The organism is Suilimivivens sp., from assembly GCF_037359455.1.
Lineage (GTDB): Bacteria > Bacillota > Clostridia > Lachnospirales > Lachnospiraceae > Suilimivivens > Suilimivivens aceti.
In genome coordinates, this window is sequence record NZ_JAXXXI010000027.1 from 24,719 (window position 1) to 49,576 (window position 24,858).

General features: G+C 44.7%; 23 protein-coding genes. 19 read left to right on the forward strand and 4 right to left on the reverse strand.

Annotated features, from left to right (window positions below):
- Positions 1-436: 436 nt before the first annotated feature.
- Positions 437-667, forward strand: coding sequence for a helix-turn-helix transcriptional regulator (locus WJQ40_RS03525; RefSeq protein ID WP_118798426.1), 231 nt, complete (start codon positions 437-439; stop codon positions 665-667).
- 71 nt (positions 668-738) lie between these two features.
- Here the strand turns inward: WJQ40_RS03525 and WJQ40_RS03530 are convergent, their stop codons facing one another.
- Positions 739-1,671, reverse strand: coding sequence for a glycosyltransferase family 2 protein (locus WJQ40_RS03530; RefSeq protein ID WP_337537912.1), 933 nt, complete (start codon positions 1,669-1,671; stop codon positions 739-741).
- Between the two features lie 197 nt (positions 1,672-1,868).
- Here WJQ40_RS03530 and WJQ40_RS03535 point away from each other — a divergent pair, with 197 nt between their 5' ends.
- The 10 genes from WJQ40_RS03535 to WJQ40_RS03580 all read left to right on the forward strand — a co-directional run bounded on the left by WJQ40_RS03535 (position 1,869) and on the right by WJQ40_RS03580 (position 14,569).
- Complete coding sequence (locus WJQ40_RS03535; protein WP_337537913.1) at positions 1,869-3,449, forward strand: glycosyltransferase family 39 protein; 1,581 nt, start codon at positions 1,869-1,871, stop codon at positions 3,447-3,449.
- 12 nt (positions 3,450-3,461) lie between these two features.
- On the forward strand, positions 3,462-4,454 hold the full coding sequence (locus tag WJQ40_RS03540) for an NAD-dependent epimerase (RefSeq protein WP_337537914.1): 993 nt from the start codon (positions 3,462-3,464) through the stop codon (positions 4,452-4,454).
- Between the two features lie 180 nt (positions 4,455-4,634).
- Positions 4,635-5,672, forward strand: coding sequence for an SGNH/GDSL hydrolase family protein (locus WJQ40_RS03545; RefSeq protein WP_337537915.1), 1,038 nt, complete (start codon positions 4,635-4,637; stop codon positions 5,670-5,672).
- A 170-nt stretch (positions 5,673-5,842) separates the two neighbouring features.
- Entirely contained in the window at positions 5,843-7,345 is a 1,503-nt protein-coding gene (locus WJQ40_RS03550; protein ID WP_337537916.1) for a hypothetical protein, read from the forward strand.
- Between the two features lie 14 nt (positions 7,346-7,359).
- Positions 7,360-8,499, forward strand: a complete 1,140-nt coding sequence (locus WJQ40_RS03555) for an FAD-dependent oxidoreductase (protein WP_337537917.1) — start codon at positions 7,360-7,362, stop codon at positions 8,497-8,499.
- Between the two features lie 23 nt (positions 8,500-8,522).
- A complete protein-coding gene (locus WJQ40_RS03560; protein WP_337404361.1) occupies positions 8,523-9,479 on the forward strand; it encodes a glycosyltransferase in 957 nt (318 codons plus the stop codon).
- Positions 9,480-9,489: 10 nt separating this feature from the next.
- Entirely contained in the window at positions 9,490-10,233 is a 744-nt protein-coding gene (locus WJQ40_RS03565) for a glycosyltransferase (protein WP_337537918.1), read from the forward strand.
- 2 nt (positions 10,234-10,235) lie between these two features.
- Positions 10,236-11,336, forward strand: coding sequence for a DegT/DnrJ/EryC1/StrS family aminotransferase (locus WJQ40_RS03570; RefSeq protein ID WP_337537919.1), 1,101 nt, complete (start codon positions 10,236-10,238; stop codon positions 11,334-11,336).
- A 14-nt stretch (positions 11,337-11,350) separates the two neighbouring features.
- Positions 11,351-12,901 carry a DUF6056 family protein gene (locus WJQ40_RS03575; protein WP_337537920.1) on the forward strand — a complete coding sequence of 517 codons (1,551 nt, stop codon included), beginning with the start codon at positions 11,351-11,353 and terminating at the stop codon, positions 12,899-12,901.
- Between the two features lie 81 nt (positions 12,902-12,982).
- Positions 12,983-14,569 (forward strand): NAD(P)/FAD-dependent oxidoreductase, encoded by a 1,587-nt coding sequence (locus WJQ40_RS03580; protein ID WP_337537921.1) that lies wholly within the window; start codon positions 12,983-12,985, stop codon positions 14,567-14,569.
- A gap of 85 nt (positions 14,570-14,654) precedes the next feature.
- On the opposite strand, the gene WJQ40_RS03585 is transcribed toward WJQ40_RS03580, so the two are convergent.
- A complete protein-coding gene (locus WJQ40_RS03585; RefSeq protein WP_118798294.1) occupies positions 14,655-15,638 on the reverse strand; it encodes a radical SAM/SPASM domain-containing protein in 984 nt (327 codons plus the stop codon).
- A gap of 151 nt (positions 15,639-15,789) precedes the next feature.
- On the opposite strand from WJQ40_RS03585, the gene WJQ40_RS03590 reads away from it, so the two are divergent.
- Genes WJQ40_RS03590 through WJQ40_RS03610 form a run of 5 tightly spaced genes read left to right on the forward strand, consistent with a single transcriptional unit; the run spans position 15,790 to position 21,794 of the window.
- Positions 15,790-17,346, forward strand: a complete 1,557-nt coding sequence (locus WJQ40_RS03590; RefSeq protein WP_337537922.1) for a hypothetical protein — start codon at positions 15,790-15,792, stop codon at positions 17,344-17,346.
- Between the two features lie 3 nt (positions 17,347-17,349).
- Positions 17,350-18,411 (forward strand): DUF6077 domain-containing protein, encoded by a 1,062-nt coding sequence (locus tag WJQ40_RS03595; protein WP_337537924.1) that lies wholly within the window; start codon positions 17,350-17,352, stop codon positions 18,409-18,411.
- A 12-nt stretch (positions 18,412-18,423) separates the two neighbouring features.
- A complete protein-coding gene (locus WJQ40_RS03600; protein WP_337537926.1) occupies positions 18,424-19,236 on the forward strand; it encodes a hypothetical protein in 813 nt (270 codons plus the stop codon).
- Entirely contained in the window at positions 19,236-20,699 is a 1,464-nt protein-coding gene (locus tag WJQ40_RS03605; RefSeq protein ID WP_337537929.1) for an MBOAT family O-acyltransferase, read from the forward strand. Before WJQ40_RS03600 ends, WJQ40_RS03605 begins: the two co-directional genes overlap by 1 nt.
- An 18-nt stretch (positions 20,700-20,717) precedes the next feature.
- Positions 20,718-21,794, forward strand: a complete 1,077-nt coding sequence (locus WJQ40_RS03610) for a hypothetical protein (RefSeq protein WP_118798299.1) — start codon at positions 20,718-20,720, stop codon at positions 21,792-21,794.
- Here WJQ40_RS03610 and WJQ40_RS03615 read toward each other — a convergent pair whose 3' ends face one another.
- Complete coding sequence (locus WJQ40_RS03615) at positions 21,795-23,018, reverse strand: hypothetical protein (protein ID WP_337537932.1); 1,224 nt, start codon at positions 23,016-23,018, stop codon at positions 21,795-21,797.
- A 173-nt stretch (positions 23,019-23,191) separates the two neighbouring features.
- Between WJQ40_RS03615 and WJQ40_RS03620 the strand changes: the two genes are divergently transcribed.
- Both WJQ40_RS03620 and WJQ40_RS03625 read left to right on the forward strand, forming a co-directional pair.
- Positions 23,192-23,557 (forward strand): EamA family transporter, encoded by a 366-nt coding sequence (locus WJQ40_RS03620; RefSeq protein WP_262572329.1) that lies wholly within the window; start codon positions 23,192-23,194, stop codon positions 23,555-23,557.
- Complete coding sequence (locus WJQ40_RS03625; protein ID WP_262572327.1) at positions 23,554-23,889, forward strand: EamA family transporter; 336 nt, start codon at positions 23,554-23,556, stop codon at positions 23,887-23,889. Before WJQ40_RS03620 ends, WJQ40_RS03625 begins: the two co-directional genes overlap by 4 nt.
- Here the strand turns inward: WJQ40_RS03625 and WJQ40_RS03630 are convergent.
- Complete coding sequence (locus WJQ40_RS03630) at positions 23,880-24,194, reverse strand: hypothetical protein (protein ID WP_337537936.1); 315 nt, start codon at positions 24,192-24,194, stop codon at positions 23,880-23,882. The genes WJQ40_RS03625 and WJQ40_RS03630 overlap by 10 nt on opposite strands.
- Before the next feature lie 335 nt (positions 24,195-24,529).
- Here WJQ40_RS03630 and WJQ40_RS03635 point away from each other — a divergent pair.
- A partial coding sequence (locus WJQ40_RS03635) for a hypothetical protein (RefSeq protein WP_337537938.1) occupies positions 24,530-24,858 on the forward strand: 329 nt, incomplete at its 3' end.

Genomic DNA, 24,858 nt, shown 5'->3' on the forward strand with positions numbered 1-24,858 from the left:
AGAAGAAACATGGGAAAAAGTCAATAAAATAAAAGAACGAATATTGAACAATATTTACTCATAATAACACTATAGGAGGATAATACCACGCAGAAATATAAAATGATTAACAGACGATTCCCCTTCATAAGTAACATCAGTCTTTCTGACAACACTTATTATACAACGTAAAACAGAATATTCAAGACTGTTTTATGAGAAATGTATAAAAATCAGCATATTGACAAATAATGCACAGAAATAACAAATAAAAATGTCCTAAAAGTGGGAAATGGTATTTATATAATTGCAAATTATTTCTACAGTTTAATGCAGTTTGAAAAATTTGGAAATATGTCTTAAAATAGGACACACTATGCATAAGAATATACTAAAATAGTAATGATCCACTTATTCAAATGAGGAAAGAAAGGATAGCAAGCAGAGGATGGAAAAGATGGATACAAATCTCCAAAATTTTAATGTAGTTGGTGACAACGTAAGACGATACAGAGTAGAACAGGACTTAAGTCAGAAGGAATTATCTGAGAGACTGGAAACATATGCTGTTTATATCTGCAGAGGATCAATTTCAAGAATTGAGCGTCATGAAAGGGCTGTTATGGATTTTGAACTGAAAGCACTTGCTGAGGCTCTGAAGGTTACAATTTACGATCTCTACGAGTAAATAAGGATGATCGAAAAGAAGCGATAAGCGCACTGGCAGATGCGGTGCGCTTTTTGTAGTGGGTGGATTATTTATTTGCCGCATCGTCTGCTGATAATATACTTGGGACGACGTTTGATCTCATCATAAATACGGGAGATGTAGTGGCCTATAATGCCAAGGCTGATCATTAATATGCTGCCAATGATCAGAAGCAGGAGGATCACAGTAGTAAAACCTTCCTGCGCAGTGCCGGTGAAATAGCGGTACAGTGACTGTATGCCAAGTACAAGGGAAAACACCAGCATGATCCAGCCAAGCAGTGTTACAGCCTGCATGGGTGCACCGGAAAAGGAAGTGATATTCCGGATGGCATACTTGGTAAGGCTCCACATGGACCATTTGGAGGTTCCGACTGTACGTTCCTGCACTTCGAAAGGAACCTGGATGCTGCAAAAGCCGATCCAGGAAGAAAGGGCTCGGAAAAAGGGAGCACGCTCTGGCATGGCAAGCAGGGCATCTACAGCCTGTCTGTCCAGAAGTTTAAAATCGGAAGCGTTTGCCATATCAATATGGGTAAGCCTGCTGATAATAGCATAAAAGCCGTTGGCACAGAGATGGTGGAAAGCACTTTCCTTTCCACGGGAAGTCTTGACGCCTTCCACGACCTCGTAGCCCTGTTCCCAGAGGTGGTACATTTCTATGATCGTGCAGGGAGGATGCTGCAGGTCGCAGTCCATGATAACACAGCATGCCCCTTTTGCTTCTGCAAGCCCTGCGAAGATGGCAGACTCTTTGCCAAAGTTCCGGGAAAACGAGATCCCATGTACTTCCGGATTGTCCTTTGAAAGCCTGATGACCTCCTGATAGGTTCCGTCCCGGGAACCGTCATCTACAAAAATGATCTCAAATGGAATCTGGCTTTCAGAAAGGATTTTCTTTACTGTCTGGAAGGTTGTCTGTATCATGGCTTCTTCGTTATAGGAAGGAATGATCACAGAAAGCGTTTTATTGGAAGGATTCATAATATACCTCTTTTTCTGATTGGCTACAGTAACAGTATACGCAAGAAAAAAAAGAAATGCAATGTTATCCTTGGGAAAGAGGAGCTGGCAGGCTTGAAAGAACAGGAACAATCCTCTATAATTGTGAATGTATGATACAGAGTGAGATGGCACAGGTCTGAGTAAAAATGACAGACAGTAAAAGACAGGATGGAAATATGCCGGAAACGACAAATTATGAAAAAAGAAAAAAGATCGTAAAGCTCCTGACAGCATTCTACCTGATCCCCTTGGGGATCATGGTTCTGTTTAATGCGGGGAACAGTCTGCTGAGGACTACATATTTTGACCTGTATAAGGACATGGAAACGGCAAAATATAAATGGGACGATCCAATTCTTCTGCTGATCGTAACAGGAATTGTCTTATTTCTCCTATACAGACTGTCGGTAACGGAATGGTTTCAGCGGACAGGGAAATTGTCTCTGACAGCGTTGCTGTTCGGAACAGGAGTAAGTCTTGTGATCGTACTGCTTGTCAGGGGAACGGCAATTTGTGATGGAGAGACAGTAAGTGAGATCGCCGTCAGTTTTATGAGGGGAAATTATGATGCATTCAGGCAGGGCGAATATCTGTATAATTATTCGTTCCAGATTGGTCTTACAGCGTTTCTTGAAGTGCTGTATCACCTGGCAGGAGTAGAAAATTATCTGGCTTTTCAGATCATAAATGTGGCAGCTGTTGCTATCATCCTGTTTTCTCTGGATCAGATCACGAAAGAGCTTTTCACGGAGAATGTCAGGAAGCTGGAGTCGGTTCTGTCAATGGGAATGCTGCCGCTTTTCCTGTTTTCTACCTTTGTGTATGGAGATCTGATCGGCTGGGCTTTTGGAATGCTGGCAATCTGGCAGATGCTCTGCTATCTGAAAAGGGATGGGGGGAAATATCTGCTCAGGATAGCAGTATTGCTGGCATGCGGCATCGTGATCAAATCCAATATCAATATTGTTCTTGTGGCAGTGGTGATCGCTGTTTTACTGAATTGCTTCCAAAAGAGAAAATATAGACATTTGCTGTATATACTCCCCATGATCTTACTGCCGGTGATGTGTAACTCTGCAATAGAGGGTGTTTATGTACAGAGAGCCGGACTTGACAGATACCCGGAGGGGATTCCCAAGCTTGCATGGGTGGCTATGAGTATGCAGGAGGGAGATGAAGGCGGGTATGCCTGCGGATGGTACAATGGTTATAACTGGGCGGTATATGGGCAGAACGGATTTGACAGGACTGCTACAGAAAAAGCCTGTATGGAAAACCTGAAGCAGTCACTGTCACGTTTTTTGCATGAGCAGAAATATGCGCTGAATTACTTCTATAAGAAGTTTACTTCTCAGTGGAATGCTCCGGATTTTCAGGCAATGATCAGTAATGAGTGGTGCACCAGGCATTCTCTGCACACGACAGGGATCGTAAAATGGTTTCTGTTTGAAGAGGGAAGGGAAATTTTGCTTTTTGTTATGAATGGATATCATTTTCTGATATTTTTGCTGACAGGGACTTATTTTGGTATCGAAGTGTTCAGAAAAAGGGACTGGGATCTGCCTAAGGCATATTTTATGCTGAATATTTTTGGAGGCTTTCTGTTCCATATGATCTGGGAGGCACAGTCCAGGTATGTGCTTGGATATTTCGTATTGATGCTGCCGCTTGCGGCAGCAGGTCTTGCAGACATTCTTGATAATGTCAGGGAGAGAAAAGAAAAAAGAAAAGAAAAACTGGCACAGGCTGCCAGATGATGGAGGATATATATGAAACCACTTGATACAGACAAAACATATCTAATTACGGGAGGAGCCGGATTTATCGGATTTTCCCTTTCTAGGGAGCTTCTGAAAAAGGGAGCCAGAGTCATCGGGCTTGATAATATGAATGATTATTATGAGGTATCGCTGAAAGAAGACAGGCTGGCGATCCTGAAAGAATACGAGGGCTACACCTTTGAAAAGGGAGATATTGCGGATAAGGAAGCTGTTCACAGGATATTTGAAGCCTATCATCCTGATATTGTGGTGAATCTGGCAGCCCAGGCTGGGGTCAGATACAGTATTACCAACCCGGATGCTTATATTCAGTCCAATCTGGTAGGCTTTTTTGAAATTCTGGAAGCGTGCAGACATTTCGGGGTGGAGCATCTGGTATTTGCTTCCTCCAGCTCTGTGTATGGTGGGAACAAGAAGGTTCCCTTTTCTACAGAGGATAAGGTGGATCAGCCAGTGAGCCTGTATGCGGCTACGAAAAAGTCCAATGAGCTGATGGCTTATGCCTACAGCAAATTATACGGGATATCGTTGACCGGACTACGCTTTTTCACTGTGTATGGCCCCATGGGAAGACCGGATATGGCATATTTTAAATTTGCAAAGAAGATCATGGCAGGAGAACCGATCCAGATTTATAATCATGGGGATATGAAGCGTGATTTTACTTATATTGATGATATTGTGACCGGAGTGGAGAACATTCTCTGCAATCCGCCGGCACAGGATGAGAACGGTGCAGCTTATAAGATCTACAATATAGGAAACCATAAGCCAGAGAAGCTGATGGATTATATCAGTGTATTGGAAAAGTGTCTGGGAAAGGAAGCAAAGAAGGAATTCCTGCCAATGCAGCCGGGAGATGTATACGAAACCTATGCGGATGTCAGTGAGCTGATGAAGGATTTTGATTTCAAGCCATCCACAACTATAGAAGAGGGATTGTCCAGATTTGCAGAGTGGTTTTTGCAGTATTACGCATAAATGTATGAAATACTGCATAGTATATGATGAACCACAGGGAAAGAATGCGATTCATTAAGATTTTATTAAAGTTTCTGAAGGAAACCTTAATACGCATGGAAAGCTCTTTTCTATTTTAGTGAATGTGCTATGATGAGATTGCAGATGAGAGTTATGGAATCTCAAAGGAGTGTGAAAATTATGAAAAAATGGAGAAATATAGTAGTAGGAGGCTTGATCACAGCGTTATTTGTCTTTTCACTCAGTGGATGTGCAGAAAAAGAAACAGAGAGTGGGAGTCAGGAAAACGCAGCGGATAATGTGATCATTACGGAGACCGGGGAAACTCTGGTACAGGAGCAGCCAACGGAGGAACCAGAGGCTGCAGCGACACCTGAAGCACAGAGTGATCTCCCGGCGCCGGATGTGGTGCCGGAGGAAATGCCACAGGAGCCGGAGCAGGAGCAGGTGATCTCTGAGGAGGATCAGATAGAAAGTAAAGGCGGTCATCTGCAGATCGTGTTTATGGGAGACAGTATTTTTGATAACAGCAGGGATGGTACCGGAATTCCCTACCTGACATCGGAAGCCTGTGATGCAGACTGCTACAATCTGGCTATCGGAGGAACCTGTGCAGCAATTGAAATTGATGAAAAATATGAAAATGACCAGTGGACATCCAGAAGCCTTGTGGGAATCGTAAAGGCAATGAGAGGAGATATTCCGACAGATATTTTTAATGGCACAAGGGCAGGGGAAATCTTAAGCAGCGGAAATGTGGATTTTTCAAGGACCGATTATTTTGTTGTAGAATACGGCATGAATGATCTTCTCCGGGTTACCCCTATAAGTAACTCGGATAATGACTTTGATATCAGAACCTATGTAGGGGCGCTCCGCTATGCAGTTTCCAACCTGAAGGAGTTAGCGCCTGATGCAACGGTGATCCTTTGTGCGCCGAATTATGCCATGTTTTATAATGGGGATAAATTTATCGGTGATGGCAATACCCTGAATACAGGCTATGGCACGCTGTTTGACTATAAGGGAAGCTGTGAGTATGTGGCAAAGGAGCAGGGAGCAGAATTCTTTGATGCTTATCTGGATCTTGGCATAGACGGGTACACGGCAGAAGAATATCTGGAGGATGGTGTGCATCTGACAGAGGCAGGAAGAAGGCTGTATGCGGATGCTCTTTCCGAGATGATCCTGTCTATTGAGGAGACAAAAAATAATTAAGCAATAGTGTATATATTTGCTTTTGGAAAGCGCTTTTTGACGATTTTATGGGCATCGTTCAAGAAGCGCTTTTCTTGACCATTCCTTTATATCGTGATACCATAAACATTATGGGTCGGTAGGCGATGGAAGCTGCTGACAAGAGGGAAAAGGAGTAAAATGGTCAGCCTATGAAGGAAAAGATCCAAAAGAAGGATATCGTTATATTGACCATCCTGTGGCTTTCCTATCTTGCTTTTAACGGAATCCTGCTGGCAGGGCATGAGCTGTGGAGAGATGAAGCCAATGTCTGGCTGATCGCCAGGGAGCTGTCAGTTCCGGAACTGTTTGCGCAGATCAGGTTTCAGGGGCATCCCTGTCTGTGGTATCTTCTGGTGATGCCATTTGCCAAGGCAGGACTTCCCTTTCAGACGATCAGCGTACTCAGTTATGTGATCATGGGAATAACGGCAGGAATATTTGTATACCGAGCACCGTTTTATCCGGTGACGAAGCTTTGCTGCTTATTCAGTCCGGTATTTTCCTATTATTATTCTGTGGTAGCGAGAAATTATTGTCTGATCGCCCTTTTTCTGGTAGTATTGGCAGCTTTTTATAAGGATTGTAAGCGGAAGCCGGTAGTCTGTGGTCTGCTGCTTGGACTTCTGGTACAGGCAGATACGATCGCACTGGCACCAGCAGGACTGATCTCCCTGATGTGGCTGTGGGAAGCAGCATCAGAAAGTGTCCATAAGAAACAGAAGAATGCGTTTATGCAGGCAGCAAAGGGATTATGGATTCCGTTTGCCAGTCTGATGCTGTGGATCTATGAATTCTACGGGGTGTCAGACAGTCCGGAATATCAGATGCAGGATATGGGATTTACTTCACTGCTGACTGAAATTAAAAATTTTTCCCTTCATATTCTCTCCAGAATGACAGGAGCAGGAAAGACAGCAGATCTGCTGTTAATTTTACTTTTTCTCGCAGCAGGAATCTGGCTTGGTATAAAAAAGAAAAATTTCTTCCCTGTGATCGTGGCAGCAGGCACTTTCCTGTTTGAGGCACTGTTCAGTGTGCTGGTGTACCAGCTTCATATCTGGCATTATATCGCAATAGTATTTGCTGTGATCTGGTGCTTCTGGATCCTTCTGGAAACGGATGGAGAGAGCGCTGGTCAGGCAGGAAGCACAAAAGAAGCTGCACGTATTCTGCCGGAGATTTTCCTGATCATCATCTCGATACTGATGTTTGTACAATGGAACAGTGCAGAGGAAAGCTCAAGCCTTCAGAATGCTTTATCCGGGGTATATTCCGACGGCGTAAATGCAGCGTCCTACATCAGGGAAAATGTACCGGAGGATTCACTGATCATCAGTACGGATGTATCGGAGGCATCCACAGTGCTCGCCTATCTTGGGAAGAAATATCAGTTTTATTATGCGGGAAATAGAAGGATCGAAGCCTTTGCAGATTATACAGAGGAACAGAAGGGCGGGATCGAATATGCGGATCTTCTGGACTGGGCAGGTGCTAATTTCCCAGATAAGAAAAGCTTTTATATTTTAAAATGTGAGCAGAACTGCATCAGCAGCTTTGAACCTGGAGAAGAAAACAGCAGGATCTGCTATGAGACAATGACAGACACAGCGAAGGGAGAAGCCTATACGCTGTATGAAATAGAAATACCATAAGTGAGAGGATCACCATGGACAGAAAATATGACAAAATTATAATCGGAGCCGGTCTGTATGGTCTGTACGCGGCGAAAAGGTGCAGTGATAAGGGTGAAAAGGTGCTGGTGCTGGAATATGACAGAGCACCCTTTCAGAGAGCAACCTATATTAATCAGGCCAGGGTGCATATGGGCTATCATTATCCAAGAAGCCTTACGACAGCGGTGAAATCAGCAGGATATTTCAGACGGTTTGTAGAGGACTTTGGATTTTGTATTCATGACAGATTTGAACAGATCTATGCCACGTCAGGACGTTTTTCCTGGACGAATGCGGAGCAGTTCATGGAGTTTTGCAGGGCAGCAGGGATCAGGTGTGAGGAAGTGGCGGTTTCCAAGTATTTTCAGACAGGAATGTGCGATGGAGCCTTCCTGACAGAGGAGTATACTTATGATGCCGGGATCCTTCAGAAATATTATGAAGAGCAGCTTTCTGACAGGAATAACGTAACATTTCTCTTTGGGGCAAGGCTGAAAAAGATCCTCCGGAAAAATGACATGTTCGAGGTATGGATGTGCGATGATATATACTTTGAGGCTCCTTTTGTACTGAATGCCACGTATGCATCTGTTAACCAGATCATTGAGAAGACGGAAGGGATTGACCAGGAGAAGTTTAAAATAAAGTATGAGCTTTGTGAGATCATTCTTTGTGAGCCCGGTGATACACTGAGAGGAACGGGGATTACCGTTATGGATGGACCGTTTTTTTCCATCATGCCGTTTGGGAAAACCGGACTGCATTCACTGACCAGTGTGACCTTTACGCCGCATGTGACAAGCTATGAAGAGCTGCCGACATTCCAGTGTCAGAGGGAAAGTGAGGATGGCAGGCCGGAATGCAGGCCGGAGGCACTTGGCAACTGCAATACCTGTATTCATAAGCCGGACAGCGCATGGCCGTATATGTCGCATCTGGCAGACAAGTATCTGAAACCGGAATATGCCTATACTTATAAGGAATCCCTGTATTCCATGAAGCCGATCCTGAAGTCATCGGAGGTAGACGATTCCAGACCGACTGCAATCCGGGTACTCAGTGAGAGCCCGGTCTTTATCAGCGTGCTGTCAGGAAAGATCAATACCGTATACGATCTGGATGCGTATTTATAAAAAGACAAAGCGAGGAAATGAATGTGACGGGAAACAGTAAAAAAGAAAAAAAGTTTATTTCTCTGGTTGTGTATCTGCATAATGTGGAAGAATATATCCGCTTTTTCATGCGTTCTATTATTCCGGTGTTTGAGGATAACTTTGAAAAGTTTGAGATCGTATGTGTAGATGATGGCTGTACAGATGGAACAATAGAGAAATTAAAAGGCTTTCTGGAGGAAAACCAGGTGAATGCCATGGTCAATATCATCCATATGAGCTATTTTCAGGGGATCGAGAGTGCCATGAATGCAGGCCGGGATCTTGCTATTGGTGATTTTGTGTATGAATTTGACGATGTATTCATGGATTATGATCCGGATATGCTGCTCCGGGTGTATGAAAAGCTTCTTGAGGGAAATGATATTGTGGCTGCCAGCAGTAAGGGGAAAATGCGGCTGACATCACGGATCTTTTATTCCCTGTATAATATGACAAGCAGGGGTGGCGGCAGGATCGGACCGGAAACCTTCCGTATTATTTCGAGAAGGGCAATTAACCGGATTAAGTCGATAGGACAGTATATTCCATACCGGAAGGCTGTATACAGTAATTGTGGACTGAATGCAGCAACCATGTATTATGAGAGCAGGGATGAGAAGGCGAGGATCACGAATGAGACGGTAGCCTCAGAAAGAACATCACTGGCACTGGATTCCTTTATCTATTTTACTAATGTGCTGGAGAGAGTTTCCATGGTCATCTGCTGCGCCTTTTTGGTGTTTACAGTAGCCATGGGGATTTATCTGGTGTCAGATCTGTTTAATTCCCATAAGCCGGTGGAAGGCTGGTTGTCAACCATGGGCTTTCTGGCGCTTGGTTTCTTTGGTGTATTTGCACTGCTGACCATTATTCTGAAGTATCTGTCAGTACTGCTGAATCTGATTTATAAGCACCAGAGATATCTGGTTTCTGATATTGAGAAAATTGCAAGGAAATAAGGAAAATACGATGAACAGAGAAGTAAACAGCATCAATCTGCTTTTTCCGGTCCTGAATGAAAGACTGCGGCTGCAGAAAGGGATTGAGGCAACGATAGCCTATGTCAGGGAACATGTGAAAATCCCCTGCAGGCTTACCATATTGGATAATGGATCTGAAGATGAAACACCGGAGATTGGAAAGAAACTGGAAGAAGCTTATCCGGAAGTAACCTATGTCAGAGTAGGGGAGAGAGGCGTTGGTGTAGCATTCCGGAAGGGAATCGAGCTGAATGACTGCGATATTGTGGGATATATGGATATTGATCTTTCCACAGATCTGAAATATCTGGGAAAAACGATAGAAATGTTTCAGCAGGATCCGGAGCTTCAGTATGTAAATGGGACAAGATTCAGTAAAGAATCTGATACCAAAGGGAGAAAATGGTACAGGAAGATCACCTCTATGGGGCTGGTGTTTCTGCTGAAGACAATATTTCATATGAAGGCAACAGATGCACTCTGTGGATTTACCTTCTTAAGGAAGGAAGAAGCAGAGCAGCTGGTTGCAGAGAGCAGTCAGGACAATGGCTGGTTTTATACGGTAGAATTTCTGCTCAGAGCAGAACGGGATGGTATGAAGATCTGCGACATGCCGGTAGAATGGCAGGAAGATTATAATACCACGGTAAAGGTCTTCAAAACAATTAAAAACTATATCATACAGATTCACAGATTACGAAAGGCATTGAAGTCAGAAAAGAAAGGGGCATAAAAATGCTGAAAAGAATTGATTTATCCAGGGATTTTCAGAAGCATAGAGAGGAATATTTAAAGGCGATTGAGGCTGTCTGTGAGGAAACAGCCTTTTCCGGTGGGAAATATGCAGATCGGTTTGACCGGGAGTTTGCGGAATATGTGGGAGTTCCTTACGCAGCGGGTGTCAATAATGGTACCAGCGCCCTGCACTGTGCGATGGCAGCACTTGGTGTAGGACCTGGGGATGAAGTGATTGTTCCTGCAAATACCTACATTGCAACGGCCTGGGGTGTCAGCTACACAGGAGCAACACCGGTATTTGTGGACTGTACGGCAGATACCTGGGAGATTGACCCAGATAAGATCGAAGAAAAGATCACAGATAAGACAAAGGGGATCATCGGAGTCCATTTATATGGACAGCCTTTTGAATTCAGCAAAGTGAAAGAAATTGCTGACAGATACGGATTGTTTGTTGTAGAGGACTGCGCACAGGCACATGGAGCTGGTTATGAAGGAAGAATGGCAGGAAGCCTTGGTGATATTGGCTGCTTTTCCTTTTATCCCGGCAAAAATCTGTATGCCTTCGGGGAAGGCGGCAGTGTGACCTGCAAAACACAGGAGCATTTTGATACAGTCACAACCATGAAAAATCAGGGATGTCATGTGAGGTATTATCATGACATGATCGGTTATAATTACCGTCTGGAGGGAATCCAGGGGGCAGTTTTGAGTGTGAGCCTGAAATACCTGCCGGAATGGACAGCACGAAGACGTGAGATTGGGAAACAGTATTTAAGAGAGATCTATAATCCGCTTATTATACATCAGGCACATCCGGATAAGACAGATCCGGTATTCCATCTGTTTGTCATCCAGGTGGAGAACCCGGAGCACTTCTTGGCCTATATGCAGGAAAAGGGAATGGAGTGTAACAGACACTATCCGGTTCCCTGTCATCTGCAGAAGGCCTATGCTTCGCTGGGATATCATGAGGGGGACTGCCCAAATGCAGAAAAACTGGCAAAGCACTGCGTAACCTTGCCTCTTTTCCCTGAGATGACAGCGGACGAGGTACAGCTGGTAATAGATGCCTGCAATGATTATACAGGCGAGTAAAGGAAAGCCTTAGCATGAAGAAACAGGAAAAAAATACAGCACTGGAGCTGGAGGAATTTGTTAAGGAAAAAGGAGTACAGTTTGGAAAATTTGTTTCTGGATGGCTGACACCGAAACGGTTATTCTGGTTTTTACTGGTCGTTTATCTGCTCAGTCTGGTTCCATTGCTCTGGATCGGATTTTATAATTATCCAAGTGCAGATGATTACTCGATTGGAAGTGATTGCAGACAGGCATTTGTAAATACCCATTCCCTGCTGGTGACAGTCTGGGCAGGGATCGTGCGTGCAGCAGATGACTGGCTGAACTGGATGGGTTATTTTACTTCCAATTTTCTGATGGCTCTGCCCCCCAATACCTTTGGGGAAAGGGCTTATGTGTGGACCAGTGTGATCATGATCGGGGCACTCAGTCTTTCTACAGCGTATTTACTGAAGGTGATCTTCTGCAGGGTATTTCATACTGATAAGTATCTGGCAGGCTCAGTGATACTGTTGATGTTGTTCATCACGGTGCAGCGTATGCAGGGCAGGGTGGAGGCCTTTTACTGGTACAGTGGTGCTGCTAATTATATTCTGGTGCATAGCTTCTGTATGTGGTTTTATGGACTGCTGATCTCGGCTATTTATGATACGGGAAAGAAACGAACTGGAAAGCTGGTGGGGGCATCTGTTCTCGGATTTCTGGTGGGAGGTGGCAACCAGATGACGGCTCTGAACGGAGCAGTTGTGCTTCTGGCAGTGATTCTGTGTGTCAGCCTGCAGAAGAAATGGAGGGCTTGCAGAGCTTTCTGGTGGCCCATAGGACTGTATTATCTGGGATTTCTCTTAAATGTGGCGGCTCCTGGTAACTGGGTACGGGCAGCAGATGCCACAGGGATGAATCCGGTAAAAGCCATTTTTGTATCCTTTTATTATGCATTTGATTACTGTATCAATGAATGGTCCGGTTGGCCGGTGCTTTTCCTGGTACTGATTTTGATACCTTTGTTTTATGATATGGCGGGAAAAACAGATTTTTCTTTTCCATGTCCGCTAGGTGTGATAGCCTTTGGGTTCTGTCTTGTGGCAGCGATGATGACACCGCCTCTGTTTGCAGTAGGGAGTATGGAAGCACAGAGACTGCAGGCGCTGACTTATACGATGTATATTCTGGTGGTGACACTGGGAACCGGATACACAGCCGGATGGTTCCGGAAAAAACTGGATCAAAAAAAACAGAATCAGCAGTTTTCCGGGAATACAGCAATGTATATCCTTTTCTGTCTGCTGTTTTTTACGTTTGCTTCAGCTCTTGCGGTTATACCAACACCACACTATTTTACTTTTTCTTCAGCTATTACAGATCTTGCAAACGGATCAGCAAAGGCCTATGGAGAGGCCAGAAAGGAACGTATTGCGGTCTATGAAAGCGGAGAGAAGGATGTGGTGGTAAAGGAACTGCCGGCGCAGCCAGAACTTCTGTATTTTTCTGATATCCAGGAGGATCCAGAGTTCTGGGAGAATAAAGGGATGTGCAAGTTTTATGGATTTAACTCTGTAAGATTGCAAAAAGAATTAAAGTAAACCAAAACGGTCACATAGACAGTAATTGAGAATTATGTTACAATCAATATAATTGATTAATCGGAAAGGTATAGGTATAGCATGAAGAAAGCACTGATTATTGGTGCCGGTCCGGCGGGACTGACAGCAGCTTATGAGCTCCTGACCAAGGCCAGGGATATAGAGGTGGTGGTTTTTGAGGAGAGTGACTGCTTTGGCGGTATTTCCAAAACAGTAAATTATAAAGGAAACCGTATGGACATGGGAGGACACCGTTTCTTCTCCAAGATTCCGGAGGTAAATGAATGGTGGGACAACATGCTTCCTATGCAGGGAGCGCCGACCTACGATGATATTGTATTAAAGCGGGAGATGCCTGTGCATAAGGGCGGGCCGGATCCGGAGAAGGAAGATCGTGTTATGCTGACAAGACACCGTGTTTCCCGTATCCTGTTTGATACCAAGTTTTATGACTATCCGATTTCCTTAAAGCCGGAAACCTTTAAGAACTTTGGTGTGCTGACTACCCTGAAGGTAGGCTTCAGCTATCTGGGATCCATGTTCCATAAGCTGCCGGATGATAATCTGGAAAATTTCTATATTAACTGCTTTGGCAGGAAGCTGTATTCCATGTTCTTTGAGTACTATACAGAGAACCTCTGGGGACGTCATCCCAGTGAGATCGATGCTTCCTGGGGTGCACAGAGAACCAAGGGACTTTCCATTATGGGAATCCTGAAGGATTTCTTTGGCAAGCTTTTCAAGGTAAAGAACCGTAAGGTCAATACCTCCCTGATCGAGGAATTCAAATATCCAAAGCTTGGTCCGGGACAGCTCTGGGACGTAACTGCAGCTGAGGTTGAAAAGCTTGGTGGTACGATCATCAAAAATGCAAAGGTTACGAAGCTTCACAAGAATGCGGATAATGTGCTGACCTCCCTGACCTATGAAAAGGATGGACAGGAGTTCACCATGGAAGGTGATTACTTCATTTCTTCCATGCCGGTGAAGGATCTGGTTGGCGGTATGAACGATGTACCGGCAGAGCCCGCAAGAATCGCCAAGGGACTTCCTTATCGTGATTATATGACGCTTGGCGTACTGGTACCTAAGATCAATCTTGTAAATAAGACTAATATTAAGACCATTAACAATATTGTTCCGGACTGCTGGGTCTATGTGCAGGATCGCAATGTAAAGCTGGGACGTTTCCAGATTTACAATAACTGGTCACCATATATGATCAAGGATCTGGAGCATACCGTATGGATCGGCCTTGAGTACTTTGTCAATGAAGGCGATGAGTACTGGAATATGACTGAGGAAGAGTTTGCAAAGATCGGTGTTTCTGAAATGGTGAAGCTTGGTCTGATCGACAGTCCGGATGTGGTACTGGATGTCCATATGGAGAAGGTGAAGAAGGCCTATCCGGCTTACTTTGATACCTATGATGAGATGGACAAGCTGATTGAATATCTGAGCGGTATTGAGAATCTGTACTGTGTGGGGAGAAATGGACAGCACCGCTACAATAATATTGATCATTCCATGGTTACTTCCTTTGAGGCAGTTAAGAACATTATAAGCGGAACAAAGGATAAGAAGAATATCTGGAGTGTAAATACCGAGCAGGAATATCATGAGACCTCCAATAACGAGGATGAGAAGAACCAGGCCGAGGTCGACTGAGGCTGAGAAGGCAGAGTAAATAAAAGTGGCGCTGACAGGACATCTGTTATGATGAACTGGCAGCGCCTTTTTTTGAAAGGTTATTTTATTTCTTGCGGAACAGGGACTGTCTTGCACCGTGATTTGCAGCTCTGTGCTTTAAGGTATCATCTACCATGTCCATACGGAGTCCGGCATCAATGAAATCACAGTACTTACAGAACTGATAATCACTCCGGCTGGTTTTGATCGCCTGGCGGAGCTTCCTGTATTCCTCACTGCTCCATGCTTCCTTTAACGGGGTTTTAGTAAGATCAGCAAGTGTGGTAGCTTCGAAATTGTCACAGCAACAGATGCCCATGCGGCCATCCGGGAAGATAAACATATCGGTATAGGGCATTAAGCAGGTTTCCTTGATGATCTTCTGGGTATTCTGCTTGTTTGGAGCACTGCCGGCACGGTTTGTAAGGACTGCATCCATATAACGCATCTGGATCAGAAGCTCTACATCCTTGAACTCATCTGGATGGGACTTCGCATAATCATAAATTTCCTGCACATTATCATGAAGCTTCATGTCGCGGCAGTAGTTGTTGATGATCAGCTGGTTTACGTAAGGGATGATCTCCTTGACCTTATCGATGGTGAGCAGGAGACCGTTGCTTGAGAGGAAAATATAGCTGTCAGGCAGCTGTTCCCTGCAGTATTTGTGGAATTCCACGATCCTGGTATCCAGGAAGGGCTCATTGTTTCCATACAGTGTCAGATGACCCTTGTAGCCCCAGTCGTGGAGCTGATCAATGATGCTGTAGAACAGATCCTCATCCATGCGCTTATAGGGGCGCTTTTCAGCGTTCTTGTTGGCAGTACAGAAGGAACAGGTGCTGTTGCAGCGGTTGATCGTTTCCAGGTTGACTACAAGCGGCTGAGGTGTTTCCTCTGCGTTCAGGAAATACTGGATATACTGCTCCTGCAGCTTATTCCTGGTAAGAAACTGTAATTTTAAGTAACTTTCGGAGGAAAGCCTGGGAAAATGCTTCTGCAGATTCCAGCCAAGTGCACCGCCGAAATTGTGAAATCTTACTGACATAATAAACTCCTTTATCGGTACATAATATATAAAATGTACAATCTAACCTAATTATAGTAACATTGATTGCAGACAGCGTCAAGCAAGAAGAAACAGAGACTGGTGCTTCCGGAGAAAGTAGTGTAAAATAGAACCTATGGAAAATACAGGTATGAATCAGAAGGAAAAAAGAAATCATTATATAGAAGCGGGATATCTGCTGCTTTCGGCTTTTGCCATACTGTTTGTGGCCAGCAGATCCTCCCTGCTGTATCCCTGCAATGACTGGAACGATGCCAACAGTTATTTTTCCGTAGGAAAAGGACTGTTCTACGGAAAGGTGCCATACAGGGACATTTTTGATCAGAAGGGTATGTATTTATACTTTTTTTATGGACTGGCCTATCTGCTGTCGCATACGACCTTTGCCGGTGTTTTTGTGCTGGAGCTTGTGCTGGCGGCAGCAGATCTGCTTAGTATTTACCGGATCCTGTCACTGTATCTGAAAAAGGATCCGGCACTTCTGTTAAGTCCGCTGCCACTGGCGGCAGCTTTTGCATCAGACAGCTTTTATTATGGAGGAAGCGCGGAGGAGATCTGTCTGCCGTTCCTGCTTGCCGGATTTTATCTGATCCTGCATTATTTTAAGGAGGAATATCCGGAAAAGGTCATGGATAGTAAGACACTGCTCTTTGGCGGGCTGCTGGCTGGTATGGTAGCCAATATCAAGTTTACCGTGCTTGGCTTTTTCTTCGCATGGATGATGTGCATTGCCATTGCTTTTCTTGTGAAAAAGGATCTGAAAGGTGCTGTTAAGGCCTGTGGAATTTTCCTGCTTGGCATGTTTGTTCCCTTTGTTCCGTGGATCCTTTATTTTGCCCTGCAGCATGCGCTGTATGACTGGTACTGGGGCTATGTGTATATCAATGTATTTGCATACAGCAATCTGAACGGGGAAGGACCGGGACTTTCAGAGCGGGTCTATATACTGGCGAAGTTGCTTTACTGGGTGATCCGTAAAAATCTCTGCTATTTTGCATTTGTGATACCGGGTGTTTTATGGTATCTTCTGCAGGGAAAGAAAAAACGGATCCTGCCGGCAGTTAGCATGATCTGTCTGTGCTTTTTCCTGTTTCTTGGTATTTATGTGGGAGGCAGTGAGCTGCCTTATTATGCGCTGCCGTTATCCGTGTTCACGCCGCTTGGATTTATATTGCTTGGAAAAGTGCTGGAATGGATTTATGGTTTGTGCATAAGACAGAGAGAAAGTGCACAGATGAGCGTAAAAACGGCAAAAAATATGCGGTATGGAACCTTCCTGATCTGCGGTGCAGCCATTCTTGTTATTATGGAAGTGCTGCTCTGTAACCTTTCCATGAATTTCCCTTTTCATAAGGTAAAGAAGGAAGATCATTTTTTGTATAAGCTGGCAGCCGTTGTAGAGCAGGAGGAAGCTCCGACGCTCTTAAATATCGGTTGTCTGGATGCCGGACTGTATACGGTATGTGATATTGTGCCTACCTGTCAGTGGTTTCAGACGCAGACCGTCATTATGGATACGGTGCTCAGTGAACAGGAGCGTTATATCAGAGAGGGACAGATACAGTTTGTGCTGGCCAGGGATTCCTACCCGGATGTGATCTTTGAGAGGTACGAATTGGCAGCAGAAGAAGACTGGACGGAAAACGGACAGGACTTTACCTATTATCTGTTCCGGAGAAAGGATTAGGAAATGATCGTATTGCAGATACTGATGCTGATCTTCTGCATGGTTATTCTGCCATTTGGGATTGGCGTGCTGCCGGGACGGTGGCTAAAAAAAGAGGACAGGACACTGACGGGGATCTGGATCAGTGGCTATCTGGTACTGTTTGCCCTGTTTGAGCTGGTGGGAATCCCGGTGGTACTGTTTACTGTTTATCATGGATTTTCGAGGCTGTGCCTGATTTTTGGGCTTCTTGCAGGAGTGGGATTCCTTGCAGGAGTGGTGCGGCTGCTGAAGAAGAAGGAAGACTACAGCAGTCTTTTGGAAGGCAGCTTCCCTGAAAAGAGGACTGTAGAAGAATGGGTCTATTTGGTGCTGTTTGCACTGCTGCTTGGATTTCAGCTATATATGGCGTTTACCAGAGCATCCTTTGACGGGGATGATGCGTATTATGGTGTGCAGGGACTGATCGCCCAGCAGCAGGACACCCTTTACCGGATCAATCCCAATACCGGCAGAAGTGCACCATTAGATATCCGGCATGCGCTGGCATTGATGCCGATCTATGAGGCATTCCTTGGGGAAATGAGCGGGATCCATGCAACGATCATTGCACACAGCGCAGCACCGATCGGTCTGATCCTGCTGACCTACGCACTGTATTTTCAGATTGGAAGGAAGCTGTTTTTGGGGAAAAGAACAGAGATACTGCGGTTTCTTATTCTGATGGCACTGTTCCAGATTTTTGGAAATGTGTCTATTTACACCAGTGAGACCTTTTTCCTGACAAGAACCTGGCAGGGCAAATCCCTGTGTGGAAACTTCATGATCCCGGCGATCTTCTGGCTGTATCTGTGTATGTTCCGGGGAGAAGCACAGCAGAAGCTGTTTTTCCTGCTGGCATTTTTAAATCTGGCATCCGGTATCAGCAGCTCCCTTGGGGTATTGCTTACCTGCCTTCTGACGGCGGGACTTGGCCTGCTTCTTGCAGTCAGTAAAAAACGCCTTGGGATTCTGGTAAAAGCCTGTTTATCCTGTGTACCCGGAGCAGCATATATGCTGATCTATCTGATTGCCAGCCATATGTGAGAGGAGTCTGTCGTGTTTGGAATTTTTATGGAAAGTCTTGTGATCTTCAAGCTATATACGGGACTGAAGCTTCTGTTTGTATTGACACTGGTGTCCTTTCTTTATCTCCTGGTCACAGAAAAGGATAAAACGATCCGGCAGCTGTTTGTATATGCACCGGTGCTGATCCTGGTCTTATTTCTGTTCCCGGTGAGCCGGAAGCTGTTTGTGGCCATGGGGCTGGATGGGGAGACCTATTACCGGGTGCTTTGGACGATTCCGATGGGGATGATCACCGCTTACGGAGCTGTGAAGCTGACAGGCAGGCACAGAAGGATCGGCCTTCTTGTCAGTATGGTGCTGATCATACTCTGTGGCAGTTATGTATACAAAAGTGATTATATTTCCAAGGCGGAGAATTTATATCACATTCCGGATACAGTGGTGAGGATCTGTGACCTGATCCATCCATCTGATGCTGATCCGGATGTACAGGTGACAGCTGTATTTCCAGAGAAGCTGGTGCATTTTGTGAGACAGTATGATTCGGATATCAGAATGCCCTACGGACGGGAAATGATCGCCAGCCAGTGGGATTACTATAATAAGGTTCACGAGGCCATGGAAGAGGACGAGGTTCTGGATCCGGAAAAGCTGGTAGAGGCCTGCAGGGAAGAGTACTGTCAGTATATTATTCTGGATAAAAGCAGGGAGATGACAGGAAATCCGGAGAATGCCGGCTTGACACTTGTGGAAGAGATAGATGGTTATCTGATCTATCTGGATCCTGTTTCAAAGGCGGCGGCAGAAAGCTTTGCGGTATATTATGAAGAGGATGATAAGTAATGCTGTTTAATTCCTATATCTTTGTATTTTTGTTTTTTCCGGTGAGCCTTTCCGGTTACTGGCTGTGTGTTAAAGCTGCGGAAAAGAAGGGAAGAAGCTTTTTGCCTTCTCTGTTTCTGGTGGCAGCATCCCTGCTGTTTTATGGTTATCTGAAGCCGGCATATCTGCCGGTTCTGCTGGTAAGCCTTCTGGTGAACTTTGCCTTTTACAGACAGATAGAAAAAAGGAAGGAAAAGAAAGCATTTCTGGCAGGGGGGATATTTCTCGATCTGCTGGTGCTTGGCATTTTTAAATATACGGGAAGCACCTTTGTACCACTGGGGATCAGCTTCTTTACCTTCAGCCAGATCGCATTTCTGGTGGAGGGATACCGGGGAAGCCTGAAAAGGACGAGCCTTCTTGATTACAGTGTGTATCTCACTTTCTTCCCTAAGATCATGGAAGGCCCAATAGCACTTCCGACGGATTTTCTGCCTGCGTATCAGGAGAGCGGAAAAAAGGGATTTTCCATTGAGAATCTGTATCGAGGGCTGACGCTGTTTATTCTTGGACTGTCGAAGAAGGTGCTGCTTGCAGATACGCTTGGAAAAGCAGTAGATTTTGGATACAGCAATCTATCGGTACTGAATACACCGGATGCACTGATCGTCATGCTGTCCTATACCTTGCAGCTTTACTTTGATTTTTCCGGCTATTGCGATATGGCAATGGGAATTGCAAAGTGCTTTTCTATTTCGCTGCCGTTAAATTTTGATATGCCCTACCGGGCAGAAAACATCATGGATTTCTGGAAACGCTGGCATATCACACTGACCCGTTTCTTTACGAAATATCTGTATATCCCGCTGGGAGGAAACCGGAAGGGAAGAATCCGTACCTATGTAAATACACTGGTGGTATTTCTTGTGAGCGGTATCTGGCATGGGGCAGGACTTACCTTTGTGATCTGGGGTGGCATGCATGGCGTACTGTATGTGATCACAAGATGGCTGCATGACAGGAGGAAGGACAGGGCTGTGGCATCAGGAAGAATGGAGAGAAGGGGGGATTTCCCATCCGGGATCAGAAAGCTCTACTGCACGATCCTTACTTTCTTATTTGTGAATGCGGCGTGGGTATTCTTCCGGGCACCGTCTGTGGATGATGCGCTGGCACTGTTTAAACGGATGGGAAGTCTTACCTTTACCAGGATAAACTGGAATCTTGCCGGAAGCTTTAAACTGGATGAATTCTGGTACGTGATCAAGGTATTGCATCTGGATTCCTGGCAGTATGCGCATTACATACTGATGGTATTGATCCTGGCAGTGGCACTTGTCCTTTCCATGAAAAAGGAAAGCGCTGTAAGAATGGCAGAAAAGATAAAGCCGGGAGCCCTGTCCACGCTGGTACTGGCAGTACTTTTACTATGGTGTGTGCTTGGCTTTGGCGGTGTCAGCTCCTTTATTTACCTGAATTTTTAGAAAGAGAGATTTTGAACGATGAAGCAATCAGCCTTTCGGAAAGCAGTGGCAGGACTGCTTGGCATCTTTATTCTGGGCTGTATACTGGCAATGACGTTGGTCATTATAGTAGATCCTTTTTTCCATTATCATAAGCCGTTGAAGGGCTTTCCGTATTTGATCGACAATCAGCTTTCCCAGAATCCGGGGATGGCAGAACATATGGAATATGACAGCGTGATCCTTGGATCCTCCATGACCGTAAATTTTCAGACAGACTGGTTTAAAGAGCTGATGGGACTCAATACGATCAAGCTGAGCTACAGCGGTGCATATCCGAAGGATCAGTCCAATATCATGAAGATCATCTTTGACAGCGGCCACGAGGTAAAAGAGGTTTTTCTTGGTATTGATGTGATCACCTATATGGGTGGTGTAGATGAGACAAAGTATCCTATCCCGGAATATCTGTATGATGACAATTATCTGAATGACATAGAGTATGTACTGAATAAGGATGTGATCCTGAATTACATCCTGAGGCCTATGGCAGATCCGGATCCGACGAATCTCTCAAATGTATATGCCAGCTGGTGGACTGAGGAATATTATAATAAAGAATGGGTGCTGCATAATTATGAAAGTCCTCAGCCTGTGGAGGAGGAAGCACCGGCAGAGGAATATCTGCCCGGGACAAGGGAAAATCTAGATGTTAACATCTGTCCCTATATTGAACAGAATCCGGATACCAAGTTTGTGGTATTTTTTCCGCCGTACAGTATTCTGTTCTGGAATGATGTGGTTGTTGGAAATCATCTGGAGGCGACTCTTGCACAATACCGGTATCTGGCAGAGCGTCTGAATGCCTATGATAATGTGGAGGTCTATTTTTTCCCGGACAGAGAGGATATCATCCTGGATCTGAATAACTATGCGGATTACAGCCATTATCATCCAAGGTATAACAGGTTTATGGCAGAGTGCTTTGCAGATGGCAGCACAGGACTTGTGGCAAAAGAGGGATCAAAAAAGGGAAAGACGATTGATGAATATCTTTCCCACATGAAAACCATTGTTCAGAATTATGATTTTGAGGAGCTTCTTTCTGGTGAGTAGTTATTCACTAAAGGAAGCTTCTTCTGTTGCATTTGCAGTGCCTGTTGTGGCATTGATGATGGCGGCGATGCGGTCTGCAAGCTTTTCGCGTCCAGCCTGATTGACATGCATATAGTCGCGCATGTATTCTTTGTAATTATCCTCGTTGATCGTGCCAAAGTAGTTATCGATAAAGGATACGCCGCAGTCCATGGAAGCATCGATCTCTTTGAGGAGATAGTGGTTCAGGGTACCATTGCCAAGATCTGTGGTAGTGCCGTTGTGAAGGTTCCCGTCCTCGTCCATGTACTGGGCATAGGTTGGTGACATTACGAAAATACGGATGTATGGCCAGGTTTCCTGAATATTTTTAAGGGAAATACGCAGACCACCGGTAAAGGCAGTTACATCGTAGGCATTATCCGGATTATCAGAGGGAGTGCCATTGTTATAATCGGTGCTGTCGTACATGATGATCAGGATATCAACCTTGGACATATCTACTGTTTTCATTACATCTACAGCTTCCTGATAACGGGGATCAGGCTCATCTCCGGCAATGGAATTGATGGCTGTCAGGTCACCGCTGCGTAAGCTTTCTACTACATAGTATAAATTGAAGTGATCCTTTGTATACTCCGGATTGTAAATGGCATACCTGCAGGCAGCAGAAGAATCCGGGAAGGAACAGTCATATACAGTAGAGTTTGTCTTACCTGCGATCAGGGAAGCAAGGCCGTCGCCGCTTCTGTCATCAGCAAAGGGATTATTGCCGAGGCAGAGGATCGTCGTCACGCCGTCATCCTCATGACCTTCCAGTCTGGAAGAATCCATGGGAATGATCATATCATTGGTCTCGATGTCAAATTCGGAGGTATCTTCATTGGGATCGATCTTCTCGAGCTTTGTACCCTGATTCCATTTCACCAGGCGGTAAACAGAGAAGCCGCCGATAAAGAGGATGACTGCCAGCAGGATCAGGTGAAGACCAAGCTGGATATGTGGCTGTCTGCCGGAGCCGGCAGCTTTTTCTTCCGAGGGAGGGACACTGTCCATATCGACATCCTCGATGTCATCGCTTTCATTATCATTATCAGTATCAGACGGACTCCTGTCTTCATTATCAGATGCATCATTGTCTGTATCGTCATCATCAGCCTGAGCATCTGGAATACTGTCCATTTCCAGATCCAGATCTTCAATTTCAGGATCAGGCAGCTCCTGGGCTTTTATTTCTTTTTTCATTGATAATCTCCTGTTCTAAGGGAATGTACCCTGCTATTCTACTATTATTCTGCCTAAAAATCTACCTAATTCATAAAAAATTAATATACTGGCCAGAGGGGATGTGATAGAATAGTAACGTATTTCAAAAACGGACATCCGGTAATAAGCATCCGGTGGAAGGTGAGAAGGTTATGAAAGATCAGAAAAGGAAGTTTCAGATCAAAGATATTCTGATGCTTCAGATTGTTTTTTTTATCTACAGTATTAACAGTGTAGTTGCGAAATTTGCATCGGCGCAGGAGCCATTTAGCCTGAATTTTATTCTGCTTTACGGACTGGAGCTGTGTGTACTTGGCGTTTATGCGATCCTCTGGCAGCAGCTGATCAAGAGAATGGAACTGTCGGTTGCCTATTCCAATAAGGCAGTTGTCCTTTTGTGGGCCATGGTTTTTGGGGCACTTTTATTTAAAGAACAGATCACACTGACAAAGGTGGCAGGCATTCTGCTTGTGATCGTTGGGATCGTGGTGCTGAACAGTGAGGAGGTAAAGGAATGAATACACATTTACTGATCCTGATCCTGTCTGTGGTAGTGGCATCCTTTTCACAGATCCTGTTAAAGAAGAGTGCACAGAAAACCTATCGATCCATAATCTACGAATATCTGAATCCTTACGTGATCTGTGGATATGGAATGATGTTTCTTTCTATGTTCCTGACGATCATCGCCTATTCCGGTATGGACTTTACCAATGTGCAGATCGTGGAAGCGACCGGATATATCATGGTGCTGATCCTTAGTTATTTCTTCTTCCATGAGAAGATCACCAAAAGAAAAGTCCTGGGAATGGCGCTGATCTTTGCAGGAATTGCTGTGTATTACTTGTGATGTGCTTTGTTGGCTTTTTCGGCAAGCAGAACCGTGATGGGAAGCTCGTCAGAATTTTCTGCCTGCAGTTCCCGGTACCATTTGCTGTACTTGTACATCCGGTAGGTTGTCTTCAGGCCTGACAGTTCGCTTTCATTGGCACATTTCTGAAGAAGTGCTTCCCGTTCTCCGGGATCAAGATCAACATAGTCCAGGTAGGAGATACGAAGCTCCGTGAGCGGATCTGTACACCTTGGACAGATCATCTTGTGACCGGTCAGCATCATGATCCGGTGACATTTTTTGCAGTAATGCATATACATCATATAAAATTCCCCCTTTTATAAGTTGTAAATCTGATTTAATATTATATTTTTTTTACAATCTTTGTCAATGGATAAACCCGTGAAAACAGTTAAGATTTTGTTAAGTTATCGTATAAATTAGCAAAAATGGGAAAAATAGACTATGTTTTTTCGGCACTCGGGAAAAGACGACAGCAGAAATTTAGGGAAAATGACATTAAGTTTTTTTTAAGAATAGCAAAAAGAGAAAGGAATTGTGCTTACAGGGTGAAAATGATATACTAAAATGTAATTATTTTGGGTAAATGCTGTCCGAAGCAGACGGGCTGGACAGAAGCTGGAGGATTAAAACTGGAATGAGCAGACTTTTTTTACATAATAAGAAGAAAAAAAAGCGGGCAGGAAATGTCAGGAAGTCAGGAAACAGATCCATGGAGTGGATGGATTTTGATGATGACATGGAAGAGTATGAGGACGAGTGGGACGGAGAGACTGACGAATATGAAGACGAATATGAAGACGAATATGAAGACGATGAATTCGATGAATACGAGTCCGATGATGATTATGATGAGATAGAAGAGGACGAAACAGAAGCTGCATATGATGAGGATGAGTATGCGGAGGACGACGAGGACGACGAGGATTACGAGGACGACGAGGATTACGAAGACGACGAGGATTA